Below are 13,580 nucleotides of genomic sequence, written 5' to 3'. Positions count from 1 at the left end.
AGCGATACTCTGTCTTTTGTGTAGTTGAACTTATTTTACACGCATGCCGGGTTGTGCGCCTTCATCTGGATTCATAATCCATAGATCCTTGCCGCCAGGGCCTGCTGCCAGCACCATGCCTTCGGAAAGGCCGAAGCGCATTTTGCGTGGAGCCAGGTTCGCTACCATCACGGTTAGCTTGCCTTCCAGATCTTCTGGGTTATAGGCAGATTTAATACCAGCAAAAACCTGCTTGGTTACGCCCTGGCCTAAGTCCAACTGAAGTTTTAACAGCTTATCAGCTCCTTCAACGTGCTCAGCCTTTGCGATCTTAGCGATTCGCAAATCAATCTTGTCGAAGTCGCCGAACTGAATTTCGTCTTTAATTGGCTCGTCCAGCTGTGGCTCGTCCAGTTTAGCCTCTTCCTGCAAATCTTCTTTAGAGTCTTCAATCATGGCTTCAACCTGTTTCATGTCGATGCGCTGCATCAGCGGTTTGAATTTATTGATTTCATGGCCTGTGAGTACTGCTTGCGAGCTGGCCCAGTTTAGGTTATCCAGTTTCAGGAAGTCCTGAACCTTGCCTGCTAATTGCGGCAGGATCGGTGCTAAATAAGCGGTGAGCACCTTAAACATGTTAATACCGAGACTACACACCTGATGTGCCCGCTCTCTGGTATCGTCATTTTTAACCAGCTTCCAGGGCTCTTCATTGGCAATATAGGCGTTGGCTTTATCGGCCAGTGCCATGATCTGCTTTACAGCACGACCAAACTCACGGTTTTCATAATGCTGAGCCAGTTCTGCAGAAGCATTGGTAAATTCGTTCATTAACTCAGGCTCAATGACGGAGTCACTCAGCTTGCTATCAAATTGCTTGGTAATAAAGCCTGAGCAGCGGCTGGCTATATTAACCAGTTTACCCACTAAGTCGGAATTCACACGCTGAACAAAGTCTTCCAGATTTAAATCGAAGTCATCAATGCGGCTTGATAATTTCGCAGCATAATAATAACGCAGGAATTCTGGACGGAAGTGCTCAAGGTAAGTTCTAGCCTTGATGAAGGTGCCTTTGGACTTTGACATTTTGTTGCCGTTGACGGTAACAAAGCCGTGTGCCCATACCGCGCTAGGAGTACGGTAACCTGCGCCACTCAGCACCGATGGCCAGAACAGGGTATGGAAATAGATAATGTCTTTACCAATAAAGTGATAAACCTCGGCATCACTATCCTTACCCCAGAAATCCTCAAAGTTTAGATCATCGCGCTTGTCGCAAAGGTTTTTGAAACTGGCCATATAGCCAATCGGCGCGTCGAGCCATACATAGAAGTATTTACCTTCTTCACCGGGAATTTCCCAGCCAAAGTAGGGTGCGTCGCGTGAAATGTCCCACTGACGTAAATCGCCCAGCCATTCGTTCATTTTATTTTGAACTTCAGGTTGCACATGAGAAACGCTTTCTCGCGTTCCTGAGCTTAACCAGTCGCGTAAGAACCCTTCGAATTCTTTTAAGTCAAAGAAAAAGTGTTCTGATTCTTTAGTGATAGGGGTAGCGCCGGATACTGCAGACTTTGGGTTTTTAAGCTCTGCTGGGGTATATGTTGCACCACAGTTATCGCAGTTGTCGCCGTACTGATCTTCTGAGCCGCACTTCGGGCAGGTACCTTTAACAAAGCGATCCGGCAGGAACATATTCTTTTCTGGATCATACAGCTGATTAATCGTTTTCGAGCTGATATGACCATTCTCTTTCAGTTTCAGGTAAATACCCTGAGTTAATTCCTTCGACTCGTCGCTGTGCGTGCTGTAGAAATTATCGAAACCAATCAAAGCGTCCGCAAAGTCTTTGTCATGAGCAGCGTGACTTTCCTGAATGAACTCTTCGGGAGTTTTGCCTTCTTTCTGTGCTCGCAGCATGACTGGTGTACCATGAGTGTCGTCGGCACAGACATAAATACATTGATGACCACGCGATTTCTGAAAGCGTACCCAGATATCGGTTTGCACATACTCCAGGAGGTGGCCAATGTGAATATCACCATTGGCATATGGTAGTGCACTGGTGACTAAGATTTTACGTTGCTCGTTTTGGTTTTCAGCAGTCATGAACGGTTCTTCGTCGATTCAAATCATTAATTACAGTTGTAGCGGTGAATCTTACTGGTTTTAGGCTGATTTTTCATTAATTAATTGGTTAGAATCTTAACCAAAACGGTGTACCTGACATCAACATTTTTGAATGAAGCCACTAACCGGCCCCATTTATCGAACAAAAGTGAAAAACAACAACAAATAAGCTCTGTGGCCTTGGTTTTATCCCGTAAAAGACTTAGACTTTGGGACACTTAAGAAATTTATCGACTACCGGAATTTATGGCTACTGAACAGCAAATCCGCGAATACCTTTCTCAATACCGGGACCCGTTATTAAACGAAGACTTAGTTGAGTCTAAGGCCTTGAAAAATATAGAACTCTCTGATAACACAGCACGGGTTTCCATTAAGTTGGGCTTTCCACTGGGTCAATACCAGCAGCAGTTAGAACGTGACCTGGCTGATTACTTAAAGCAACAGGATGATTCAGTGACTTATGAACTGAATATCAGTTGGCGCGTGGATGCCCACGTTCATCCGGCTAAAGTCCAGGCAATGCCCAACGTTAAGAATATTATTGCAGTTGCATCGGGTAAAGGCGGTGTCGGCAAATCGACCACTTCCGTTAATCTCGCGCTGGCTTTAAGGGCTCTGGGAGCCAATGTTGGTGTGTTAGATGCGGATATTTACGGTCCAAGCATGCCAATTATGTTGGGAACCCAGGGTAAGAATCCGGAAACACTGGATAAGAAGACAATAATGCCGATTGAAAGTCATGGCCTACAGTCGATGTCAATTGGTTATCTGGTGAAGCCAGAGCAGGCCATGGTATGGCGTGGCCCGATGGCGAGCGGCGCCCTGCAGCAGCTCATTAACGATACCCAATGGAACGATTTGGATTACTTAATTATTGATTTACCGCCAGGAACCGGCGATATTCAGCTGACTATGGCGCAGAAGATTCCCGTGACAGCAGCAGTGGTGGTGACAACACCGCAAGATATCGCCCTGTCGGATGCGCGTAAAGCCGTGACCATGTTTAATAAAGTCTCCGTTCCGGTGCTGGGTGTGGTAGAAAATATGGCAACGCATACCTGCTCTAACTGTGGTCATGAGGAACATATTTTCGGTCATGGTGGTGGCGATGCCTTAGCTAAAGAGATTGGTGTTGAGCTCTTGGGTAGTTTACCTCTGTCGCTGAATATTCGTGAACAGACGGACGCAGGAGAGCCGACAGTGGTGAAAGAGCCAGAGTCGGAGGTAACTCAACGTTATCTTGATATTGCGCAACGCATGACAGCGAAACTGTCGTTAGAATCGAAGGATTATAAGGCGAGCTTTCCATCAATAAGTATTGAAAATACCTAACAAAATGGCCTTTTTGCGCTATAGTTTTGTCAGCTTTGCGTACTCGAGCAGTCGTATTTAGTATATATTCCTGCTCTCCGTGCGTCGCTTTCATATTCTAGAGCAAAAATTCACATTTTGATGCAAGACATTGTAGAAAGATAAAATTAAAAATAGAGTAAATACACTATGAGCATAAAATCAGATAAGTGGATCCGTCGTATGGCGGAAAATGAGGGGATGATTGAGCCATACGAGCCGGGCCAGGTTCGTCATGTCAACGATCAAAAGATTGTGTCTTACGGAACATCAAGTTACGGCTACGATGTGCGTTGTTCCGATCACTTTAAAATCTTTACCAACGTTCACTCCAGCGTCGTCGATCCAAAGAGTTTCGATGAGAACAGTTTTGTCGATGTTAAGAGTGATGTCTGCATTATTCCGCCGAACTCTTTTGCTCTGGCGAGCACCGTTGAGTATTTCCGTATTCCACGCAGCGTATTGACAGTGTGTCTTGGGAAGTCGACTTATGCCCGATGCGGTATTATCGTTAACGTCACGCCGTTAGAGCCTGAGTGGGAAGGGCACGTCACGCTTGAGTTCTCAAATACCACGCCGCTACCTGCAAAAATCTACGCCAATGAAGGCGTGGCGCAAATGTTATTCTACGAATCAGACGAAGTGTGCGAAACCTCCTACAAAGATCGCGGCGGTAAATACCAGGGCCAGCGCGGAGTTACATTACCGAAGACTTAAGGTGTTCTGACAAGAAGCTGGAGCCCGTCCAGCTTCCCATACTCCTAATGGCGTGTATAAACTTTCAGTATAGGGTATTTGCTGGCAGCAAAACTTAACGTCAATGTTTGAGTCTCTTTTCCTTTAAAGCTAATTCGTTCTTCATGTGCTACACGGCGAGAGCCATTGGCATATAACGCCATGACTTGGTCGTTAGTGAAAATTCGGTTGCCTGTTGAGGTGTTTTGTAAGGTGATGACGACTTTACGTTCGCCGTACTCATTGCTCATAGTGACGTAGTTCAGTACTGCAAAGTCACTTATTTCTGGTTGGATACTGTCATCATTGGGGAATTGAAACTCGAGATCCTGCTCGACAGTTTTATCCACCGTGAGGGCGTCTCTGTCGTAACTACCTGCGTAAGCTGCACCGGTAACAGCCATTGCCATTATGATGGTAAGTATCTTATTCATAAAAGCTCCTTTTGATTGTTTCAATTAATCACCAGTCCACGGCAATCAGTTTAGCTTGCTCTTCACCTTCTTTGATACGTTGTACCTGCATTGGCAGCATATCGTGCTCCAGAGCGAACCAGAAGTTGGTTTGACGTTCGCGCTTGGTTTCGTTGAGCTGAACCTTTGCGGTTTCGACGGGGCCTTTATCCGTTTGAATAGTCTCCTGCCCCAGAACTTTGAATTCGTGGTGGCGGATGCTGCCACGGTAGCTGATATCTATCGCTGGGATCGGTTTCTGCGTTAAGAGGTGTTCACGGATTAATAGCATCTGAGTGAGCTGATCCAGGTAGCCCGGCTTCAACGGCTGAGTCCACTGGTCACCCTGATATGAGCCTTGCTCAATCATGTTGTCCCAGTCAAAGTTTTGCACAATATTCCTGTCAGAACGCAAGCTGGTTTCCGCCAGACGTTGGTAGACGATAGGAAAAACCTGACCATCCTGAACTTCAAAGCGACTACTTTCTTTGCGTTCGTCAGACAAAAAGTAGTAGCTGATGTCTGACTCCATAGCTATTTGCCATTGCCCGTTAGTCAGTTCGGTTAACTTGCGGGAGGCGGTACCGACTTCGTCGCCATCGTGCACAACTTTATATTGAATAGAGTAGGGTTTTAGAGCCGTTAGTGAGGTTTCTGCGGCTTTGGCTGGAGCTGTAATTAGAGTTGCTGCAATGACAGCAATAAATGACAGTAGACTAAAGCGCTTCACCGTCAAAGAAGGCTTGCCCGTTCTTATACTCAAGGCGTTTGCTGCAGAACCAGGCGACCACTTCCGGGTAGAGCTGATGTTCCTGCTGGCGAACTTTTTCTTGTAAACTTTGCTCTGTATCACTGTTTTCCACCTTAACTTTACGTTGTGCGATGACTGGGCCTCCATCAAGCTCGGCAGTCACAAAATGCACGCTCACTCCGTGTTCCTTGTCACCATTTTCCAATGCCCGCCTATGAGTATGCAAGCCTTTATACTTCGGTAATAAGGATGGATGGATATTCAGCATCTTACCTTCGTATGGCTGAACGAACTCTGAATTCAAAATACGCATAAAGCCGGCAAGAACAATTAGATCGGGGGAAAAGCTATTAATAGTTTTACTAAGCTCAGCTTCGAATGCTGCGCGACCATCGTAGTCACGATGGTCGATGACAACGGCAGGTATCTCTGCTTTCTTTGCCCTGTCCAGACCATAAACGCCAGGTTTATTGCTGATAACCGCTGCAATTTCACCATTGATGGCGCCCATATCGACGGCATCGATCAGTGCCTGTAAGTTGGAGCCACTTCCTGAAATAAGGACAACGATACGTGCAGAGTTAGACTCTACGGATGTTGATTGTATCAAAGCTTTGCCTATTTAGCTTAAAGAACAACGGCTTCTTCGTCTTCAGAACGAGCTTCCACGCGACCTATGGTGTATACTTTCTCACCCATCATCTGCAGCATATCTTTAGCACGTTCGGCGTCGTCTTTGCCAACAACCAGCACCATACCGATACCACAGTTAAATGTGCGGTACATTTCCAAACGGTCAACGTTGCCTTCTTGCTGTAACCATTGGAATACCTTCGGCATACTCCAGGCATTGGTATTGATAACCGCTTTACTCTTCTTTGGGAGTACACGAGGCAGGTTTTCCTGTAAACCACCGCCAGTAATATGAGATAGTGCTTTGACTTCGACTTCTTTGAACAGGCGTAGCAGTGGCTTTACATAAATGCGGGTTGGCTCAAGAAGGGTTTCGCCCAGCGTTTTCCCATCTTCAAATTCTGCATTAATATCAGTCTCACTGACTTCAAGAATTTTACGGATCAATGAATAACCGTTAGAGTGAGGACCGCTTGAAGCCAGACCTAGCAACACATCGCCAGACTTTACTTTACCGCCATCAATAATTTTCTTTTTATCAACGATACCAACACAGAAGCCAGCAAGGTCATAATCATCACCTTCGTACATGCCTGGCATTTCAGCCGTTTCACCGCCAATCAGAGAGCAGCCCGACTGCTGACAGCCTTCTGCAATACCGGTGACTACGTCAGAAGCAACGTCGACATCCAGTTTGCCGGTAGCGTAATAGTCGAGGAAGAATAACGGCTCAGCCCCTTGTACGATCAGGTCATTAACACACATAGCTACGAGGTCGATGCCGACCGTGTCGTGTTTGTTTAAGTCGAGCGCTAAACGTAATTTCGTACCAACGCCATCAGTACCAGCAACCAATGCAGGCTCTTCGTAGCCGCGAGGAAGATCAAACAGAGCACCGAAGCCGCCAATATTACCCAGTACTTCTGGACGATGGGTCTTTTTACATACGTCTTTGATACGGTCGACCAATGCATTTCCAGCATCAATATCCACACCGGCGTCTTTATAACTTAGTGACTTTTTGTCGCTCATTGAAAATCCTAAAACTGATGGCTTGAAATTAAAGGAGCAATTTTACTAGAAGCGGGCGTTGATAGAAAGCAACAAGCGATAAAAAAGCGGCCGAAGCCGCTTTTCTTGCTAAAAGGGAAAAGCTTTTAACGTGGTTCCTGTGGAATAATGGTTAGCTCCACTCGGCGGTTCTGTGCCCGACCTTGGGCGGTTTCGTTTGGCGCGATAGGGTAGCGCTCACCAAAACCTTTAACGTGCAGGCGACCAGCCTGAATTTCACGTTGACGCAGGTAGCTGGCAACGCTAGATGCACGTTTCTCTGAAAGTTCCTGGTTGTACGCATCAGCACCCACAGAATCTGTGAAACCGGCGACTTCCAGGTCTGTATCAACGTACTTATAAAGTACTTTTGCAACAGAGTCTAAGACCGGGTAAAAGTCAGCACTAACATCGTGACGATCGGTATCAAAGGTGATATCACCCGGCATAATTAGCTGAATTCTATCGCCGTCTCGTTGGATACCAACGCCAGTACCTGCAAGTTCTTCGCGCAGTTCTGCTTCCTGATGGTCCATGTAGGCACCAACACCAGCACCAATCGCACCACAGCCTAAAGCAGCATTTCGAGCATATTTACTGTTTTTTGTCGCACCAATCAAGCCACAAACAACAGCGCCAGCAGCACCATATTTTACTGCTTTACTGGTCTTTTCTTCACCAGTGTACGGATCGAGAACGGTACAACCTGAAGCTACAAGAGCAGCTAAAGTCGCAACGGTTAAACTTTTTTTGATAGAGGTAAACTGTCTCATTTGTAATATCCTCGTGTTTCCCCAAAATGTAGATTCAGTATAAACAGGTTAAGTGAATCAAAACTGAATTTAATATTAGCAACTGCAATTCACTATTGCTTAGATTGTAAGAGTTTTATGTGACGTAAGCCTCAAAAAGCTAACAGAATTTACACAATTTCAAGGTGTTAGGACTTAAGAGCGTAAATTGCCGGCAAGTTTCTCCATAGGCCCTTATAGTCCATTCCACAGCCAAAAATGTAGCGATCTTCAACATCAAGACCAATAAAGTCCGGCTTAAAGCCGCTGACTGGTTTGCGCTTATGCTGCTTGTCGGTGAGTACTGCTGAATTAACCGAAAGGGCTCCTAAATGGCGACATTCTGTATCTATCGCTTCGAGGGTCAGACCTTCATCGAAAATATCGTCTAACAGCAAGACATGCTGACCTTTGGTATCTTTTTCTGTTGGTGTTTTAAACCAGTTTAGCGTTGAGCCTCGGGTTTTATCGCCGTAGCGAGTGGCATGCAGATAATCAACTTTCAGTGGGAAAGTGAGGTGCTTTAAGAGCTGTCCTGAGAAATATAAGCCGCCGTTCATGATGCAGAAGACGGTTATGACACTATTTTGATAGGGGGCGCTGCTGTAACGGTGATTAAGGGCGTCAGCTAACTGAAGGATTGCTCTTTCAATGGTGGCTTCACCGATAACAACTTCAGCATCGGTGAGAATACTGGTGCTTGATAAAGTGTCAGGTTGTTGTTCTGGTTGGTTCATGTATGCTTCTGCATAACCGTTTAACTGAGGCTATAGTATAAATAACTTGGCAGGAAGCTTCGAGCCATTTCTGAAAATATAGACACAAGCGTAATAAACTTTAATATTTGCCACTATTTCTAGCGTCAATTAAAAAAGCTGATAAAATACTGACAACTCATTCATAAATCATGAGTTTATTGTGTTTTTGAAATAGTAAGCACAGAACTACAGCTGGATATAGGATACGTTTCATATCAGCAAATAAACTCACGATAATTGAAATACTCAGGATTGAAAGGATATGGCTCAACCCTTAAAGCTCGTTCTCGTTGCATTGCTTGCTTTTGCTTTATTTAACCAGACAAGTCAAGCCGAGAAAGTTTACGGTTTATACACTGCGGTCTGGCCTGTTGAGAGCCAGTCATCGGCCATTCGCGCGCAGGCGATAAAAAAGAGTTTTGAGCAAGCTCTAATCCGAGTGAGTGGCAGTCGAGAGGTGTTACGCTCTCCATCGATCAAAAATGTTGTGGCGAATGCGGAGCAATACCTTCGTCGATACTCTTACCAGAAATTATCCGCGGCAGAACAGATGATTTATGAAAAGCCGCTTTTATTGAAGGGAACGTTTGATAAAGCGGCGATATTGAGAGCTCTAAAACAGGCATCACAGCCAATTTGGGGGGAAGAGCGTCCATCTGGTATTTTTTGGGTTGCTTATGAAAGTAATGGACAAAGACGTATTGCCAGCGAGGAAACGGCTTTTATCAGTGCGGGGCTGGAAATAGCGGCTGACAGTCGAGGGTTACCTGTTTCCTTGCCTTTGATGGACATTGATGATCAAGCCGCTTTGGAAGTCACCGATGTTTGGGGACGCTTTGAAGAGCCTATCGAATCGGCAAGTGAGCGTTATGCGCGTGATTACTGGGTCGCCGGGCAGTTATCGAAAAGTAATGGGCAGTGGCAGGGCAGTTGGCTGATCAGTATTCAGGGGCGCAGCGAGCGCTTCTCAACGGTTGGAATGACGTCTTATGAAGCAATGAATGCTGCTGTAAATCGTGTGGCTGATACTCTATCCTCAAAGCTCGCTGTCGTATTATCTGAACATGCTCAGGAAGTGTTGATATCGGTGGAGAATCTGAGAGATTTTGAGTCTTTTGCCGGTTTGCAGAAGTTTCTTAACTCCTTAGCCATGGTTAAATCCGCCAGTGCAGTGGAAGTTGCTGGCGACACGGTCCTGTTTAAAGTAGAATCACTAACTGCTCCACAAAACTTGATCGAAGCGATAACATTAGGAAATAATTTACAACGTCCGGATTTCGGCTTTGAGTCAACTGACAGTTTAAGAGGTGACTTCCATTTTATTTGGGGAATGCCTTAAAATAAAAATAAGTTAACAAAAACATGGGTTTAAACTTACTTCCAAACATTATTACACTATTGCGAGTGGTATTGATTATACCATTTGCCTATTTTACTTGGCACCAGGACTATACTGCAGCAGTAATAATTTTCCTTATTGCTGGTGTTTCTGACGGTTTGGACGGTTTGCTGGCCAAGCGTTTTAATTGGCAAAGTCGCTTTGGCTCTATTACTGATCCTCTGGCGGACAAGATATTGTTGTTTGTCGCTCTACTACTGCTGGTCATGAAAGGCCACATTTCCTGGACATTATTTTGGATTTCTACTGGCCGGGACATCCTGATCGTTGGCGGAGCTACGAGCTATCATTATTTGGTTGGGCCTTACGAAATGAGGCCAAGTATTATTTCAAAGTGGAATACAGCCTTACTTATCCTACTGGTGCTTCTGGAGCTGGTTCATTTGGGGTGGTTTGGGCTGCCTGAGATGTTGCTAAGTGGCTTGGAAGTTGCAGTAATTGTCACCTGTGTAGTCAGTGGCGTACATTATTTATGGCTGGGTTTTTCTCACTACCGAAACCGAAACGCTGAAGGCTCTGCAAAAGGATATAAAACCGATAATCAGAGTAAAAAACAGGCCATCGAGAAAAGCTGAGCAATAAGCCGTCAGAATAATCATTATGCAGCAGTTACCTCTCGATATAGAAATTAAAGCAGATGCTACGTTTGGAAACTTTGTAGCCGGAGCAGGTGAGCCTAATCAACAGTTAATCTCATTGCTAGAAACGGTGGCGTCGGGTAATAATGAGTTTGTTTACCTCTATGGTGAGCCTGGCACAGGCCGTACTCATTTATTACAAGCTTTTACTCATCGCTATTCGGAGTTATTTCCACAGCGTCTGGTGGCTTACTTACCCTTGGATAATATCCAGTTAGTACCGGCGATGGTTGACGGTCTGGCCAGCTTTGACGCTATCTGTCTCGATGGCATTGAGCATTGCTTAGGGGACAAAGCCTGGGAAACGGCTTTCTTTAATCTCTACAATCAGCTGAAAGAGCACGATAAAACACTCATCATAGCCGGACGCTTGCCACCGCAACAACTCGACGTCAGTTTACAGGACTTAAAGTCGCGACTCAGCGCGATGCTGATCCATGCGATTCAGCCTTTACCGGATGACGACAAGCGTGTACTGCTACAGAAGAAAGCCGAAGAAAGAGGGCTTGAGTTAACGGAAGAGGTGGCAAACTTTCTTTTATCGCGGCAACAGCGCGATCTTCCATACCTTCTGGACATGCTGGAAAAGCTCGATCACGCATCATTGCAGGCTAAGCGTCGCCTAACGATTCCGTTCGTTAAGCAGGTACTGGATTTATAATTGTTAGCTCTGGTTAGATTGCTCCTGCTCTTCAAACAGGAACTCTAAACTGCTTTTTGCGTGTCGCAGATGAGGAATAACGATGGAGCCTCCGACCAGCATCGCAACACCCATGGCTTCGTCCAGTTGCTCCTTTGACCAGCCCTGTTTGACGGATTGTTCGAGGTGATAGTCAATGCAGTCATTGCAACGCAAAACCATTGATGCGACTAAGCCAAGTAGTTCTTTGGTGGCGCTGTCCAGTTGGCCCTCTCCATATGCGGTTTTATCCAAGCCAAAAAAGCGTTTAATCAATAAGCTGTCGGTATCCAGCGCTTTCTCATTTCCCGCCTCGCGTTCTGCTCTGAATTGTTCAAAAGGGTGCTCAAATTGGTCTGCCATAATCATAATCCAAAATGTAAAAAAGTCATTGTACAAACCTGATTTATAAGCACAAGTAAAAGCAGCTCTCATGCTGTTTTAAGATACATATCTGTGGTATAAAGGGAAGTGGTCTGGGGAGCTGTGAGGAATGTTGCTCAATGAGTGAAGCGAATAGTAAACTCTATAAAATATTAGTACAAGGTGCTGACGCGTGGAACCGCTGGCGCAAAGAAAACTCAAAAGAAGATGTTGTTTTTGATGGTCTGGATCTGCGTGGCTTGGATTTATCTGACTGTGATTTATCAGAGGCGAGCTTTGTCGGTACCAATATCGCTTATGCGGATTTAAAAAATGCGGTATTAATCGCCAGTAATTTAACCAACGCCAACCTGTGTTATTGTAATTTATCCAATGCTAAGTTAATTGCTGCCAACCTAAAGCAGGCCAATTTAAGTCATGCCAACCTATTGCATGCTAATTTGTTGACGGCGATCTGTTATCGGACCGATTTGTCGAATGTGGATTTGCGTGACCACGACTTACGTGGACAGGATTTACGTGAAGCAAACTTAAGTGGCGCCGATCTGCGTGGGCAAAATCTGGAAGGGTTGGATATGCAGGGTGCAAAACTGATTGGTGCCAAGATGGAGCGCGTCAACCTGCGAGATACCAATCTGACTGCTGCAAATTTATCAGACGTCGATTTATCGAACTGTAATATTGATGGTGTCTTATTAAAAAAATCGAACCTCAGTAATGTTAATCTTGCTTCACAAAACCTGGCTGGATTTAATTTATCTAAAGTTAATTTACAAGGGGCAGACCTACGCAGTGCAAATTTGTGTAAGGCTAAGTTGGATGGGGCGAAGCTGAGCTCCAGCAAGTTATGGCAGGTTCAAACTAAAGGCTGGTCGATACGTAATATTGAATGTTCACATGCCAGCTGGGATCAGAGAGGGCGAGATTTTACTCATTACTCACCACATCAGTTTGAAAAACTCTTCTCTGACAAAGTAACCTTTACTTTACGCTATCAGCGTATGCTGTCCTACCAGGATTTGGCAACGCTGCCTTTCTTTATCGAACACCTGGAAGCAAGCTATTGGGGCTGTAAGTTGCGTATTCGAGATATTCGCAATGAGCCTGGCGATACTCGTGCTATTTTGGTGGTTGAAGATACCGGAGGGTTAAATCCATCAGTACTGGAAACCAGTTTGCAGCAAGAAGCTGACAAGCTGCAATCAATCCAGATTAGTTTACAGTCTGAGCGAAAATTACAGTTTGCAATCCGAGAGTCATTACAGGCGATAAAAGATAAGTACTGGCCGAAACTGCTTGAGCTGTCGGAAATTGACAGTGATGCTAAAACGCGTCGCCTGGCGGTTTTATTTACTGACTTAAAAGGTTTTTCAAACTGGAACGAAGACGAGCGTACCGACAAGTTATCGCTGTTCCGAGGTTTATTAAAACCCGTGTTAAAAAAGTGGCACGCCAGCTACCCGAATATGGAAGGCGACTCGTTACGTGCGACTTTCCAGTCCGTTGAGCATTCTTTGCAGTGTGCAGCTATGATGCAACGGGTATTAGCCGGTGCTGGCTTCTCTCTGCGCATTGGCTTGGATATTGGTGAAGTCAAAATAACTCATAATGAAATTACCGAACAGCTGGACATTGAGGGTGATGCCATTAATTTCGCTGCTCGCCTGGAGTCGATGGCCGATCCTGGTCAGGTGCTTGTATCAGAGAATGTGCGTCATTATGCGATTCAGTCGGATGCACCATTCAATTTCACCGAACATCGCCTGGCACTGAAAAAAGCCGTAGGAGAGAAGCAGGCAGGTGATACCATTGTTTGCTATAGCTCATTGCTGGAATCGGAGTCTTAAG

Annotated in this window: 14 protein-coding genes; 6 read left to right on the top strand and 8 right to left on the bottom strand. The window is 45.4% G+C overall.

Annotation, left to right across the window (positions count from 1 at the left end; translation table 11 throughout):
• Window positions 1-30 precede the first annotated feature (30 nt).
• Entirely contained in the window at window positions 31-2,088 is a 2,058-nt protein-coding gene (metG, locus tag H7708_RS04300) for a methionine--tRNA ligase (protein ID WP_223669239.1), read from the bottom strand.
• A gap of 267 nt (window positions 2,089-2,355) precedes the next feature.
• On the opposite strand from metG, the gene apbC reads away from it, so the two are divergent.
• On the top strand, window positions 2,356-3,444 hold the full coding sequence (apbC, locus tag H7708_RS04295) for an iron-sulfur cluster carrier protein ApbC (protein ID WP_223669238.1): 1,089 nt from the start codon (window positions 2,356-2,358) through the stop codon (window positions 3,442-3,444).
• 168 nt (window positions 3,445-3,612) lie between these two features.
• The gene (dcd, locus tag H7708_RS04290) at window positions 3,613-4,179 is read left to right on the top strand and encodes a dCTP deaminase (protein ID WP_223669237.1); all 567 of its coding nucleotides are present in this window, start codon (window positions 3,613-3,615) and stop codon (window positions 4,177-4,179) included.
• A gap of 44 nt (window positions 4,180-4,223) precedes the next feature.
• On the opposite strand, the gene H7708_RS04285 is transcribed toward dcd, so the two are convergent.
• From H7708_RS04285 to H7708_RS04260, 6 genes are all read right to left on the bottom strand, one after another.
• Entirely contained in the window at window positions 4,224-4,631 is a 408-nt protein-coding gene (locus H7708_RS04285; protein WP_223669236.1) for a hypothetical protein, read from the bottom strand.
• 28 nt (window positions 4,632-4,659) lie between these two features.
• Complete coding sequence (locus H7708_RS04280) at window positions 4,660-5,412, bottom strand: DUF3108 domain-containing protein (RefSeq protein ID WP_223669235.1); 753 nt, start codon at window positions 5,410-5,412, stop codon at window positions 4,660-4,662.
• Window positions 5,366-6,010 carry a phosphoribosylglycinamide formyltransferase gene (gene purN / locus H7708_RS04275; protein ID WP_223669234.1) on the bottom strand — a complete coding sequence of 215 codons (645 nt, stop codon included), beginning with the start codon at window positions 6,008-6,010 and terminating at the stop codon, window positions 5,366-5,368. Before purN ends, H7708_RS04280 begins: the two co-directional genes overlap by 47 nt.
• 17 nt (window positions 6,011-6,027) lie before the next feature.
• Complete coding sequence (purM, locus tag H7708_RS04270) at window positions 6,028-7,065, bottom strand: phosphoribosylformylglycinamidine cyclo-ligase (protein ID WP_223669233.1); 1,038 nt, start codon at window positions 7,063-7,065, stop codon at window positions 6,028-6,030.
• Between the two features lie 125 nt (window positions 7,066-7,190).
• Complete coding sequence (locus H7708_RS04265; protein WP_223669232.1) at window positions 7,191-7,856, bottom strand: OmpA family protein; 666 nt, start codon at window positions 7,854-7,856, stop codon at window positions 7,191-7,193.
• Window positions 7,857-8,023: 167 nt separating this feature from the next.
• A complete protein-coding gene (locus H7708_RS04260) occupies window positions 8,024-8,611 on the bottom strand; it encodes a hypoxanthine-guanine phosphoribosyltransferase (protein ID WP_223669231.1) in 588 nt (195 codons plus the stop codon).
• Between the two features lie 283 nt (window positions 8,612-8,894).
• On the opposite strand from H7708_RS04260, the gene H7708_RS04255 reads away from it, so the two are divergent.
• The 3 genes from H7708_RS04255 to hda are packed head-to-tail and all read left to right on the top strand — an operon-like array spanning window position 8,895 to window position 11,330.
• Window positions 8,895-9,971: a DUF2066 domain-containing protein gene (locus H7708_RS04255; protein ID WP_223669230.1), complete on the top strand. Its 1,077-nt coding sequence runs from the start codon at window positions 8,895-8,897 to the stop codon at window positions 9,969-9,971.
• Window positions 9,972-9,994: 23 nt separating this feature from the next.
• A complete protein-coding gene (locus H7708_RS04250; RefSeq protein WP_223669229.1) occupies window positions 9,995-10,606 on the top strand; it encodes a CDP-alcohol phosphatidyltransferase family protein in 612 nt (203 codons plus the stop codon).
• Window positions 10,607-10,631: 25 nt separating this feature from the next.
• Window positions 10,632-11,330, top strand: coding sequence for a DnaA regulatory inactivator Hda (hda, locus tag H7708_RS04245; protein ID WP_223669228.1), 699 nt, complete (start codon window positions 10,632-10,634; stop codon window positions 11,328-11,330).
• Between the two features lie 3 nt (window positions 11,331-11,333).
• On the opposite strand, the gene H7708_RS04240 is transcribed toward hda, so the two are convergent.
• Entirely contained in the window at window positions 11,334-11,711 is a 378-nt protein-coding gene (locus tag H7708_RS04240; RefSeq protein WP_223669227.1) for a carboxymuconolactone decarboxylase family protein, read from the bottom strand.
• Between the two features lie 140 nt (window positions 11,712-11,851).
• Between H7708_RS04240 and H7708_RS04235 the strand changes: the two genes are divergently transcribed.
• Window positions 11,852-13,579: a pentapeptide repeat-containing protein gene (locus H7708_RS04235; protein WP_223669226.1), complete on the top strand. Its 1,728-nt coding sequence runs from the start codon at window positions 11,852-11,854 to the stop codon at window positions 13,577-13,579.
• Window position 13,580 lies beyond the last annotated feature (1 nt).

The sequence above is a fragment of the Kangiella shandongensis genome, assembly GCF_020005365.1.
Classification (GTDB): Bacteria; Pseudomonadota; Gammaproteobacteria; order Enterobacterales; family Kangiellaceae; genus Kangiella; species Kangiella shandongensis.
This window is presented reverse-complemented; position numbering and strand designations above follow the sequence as displayed.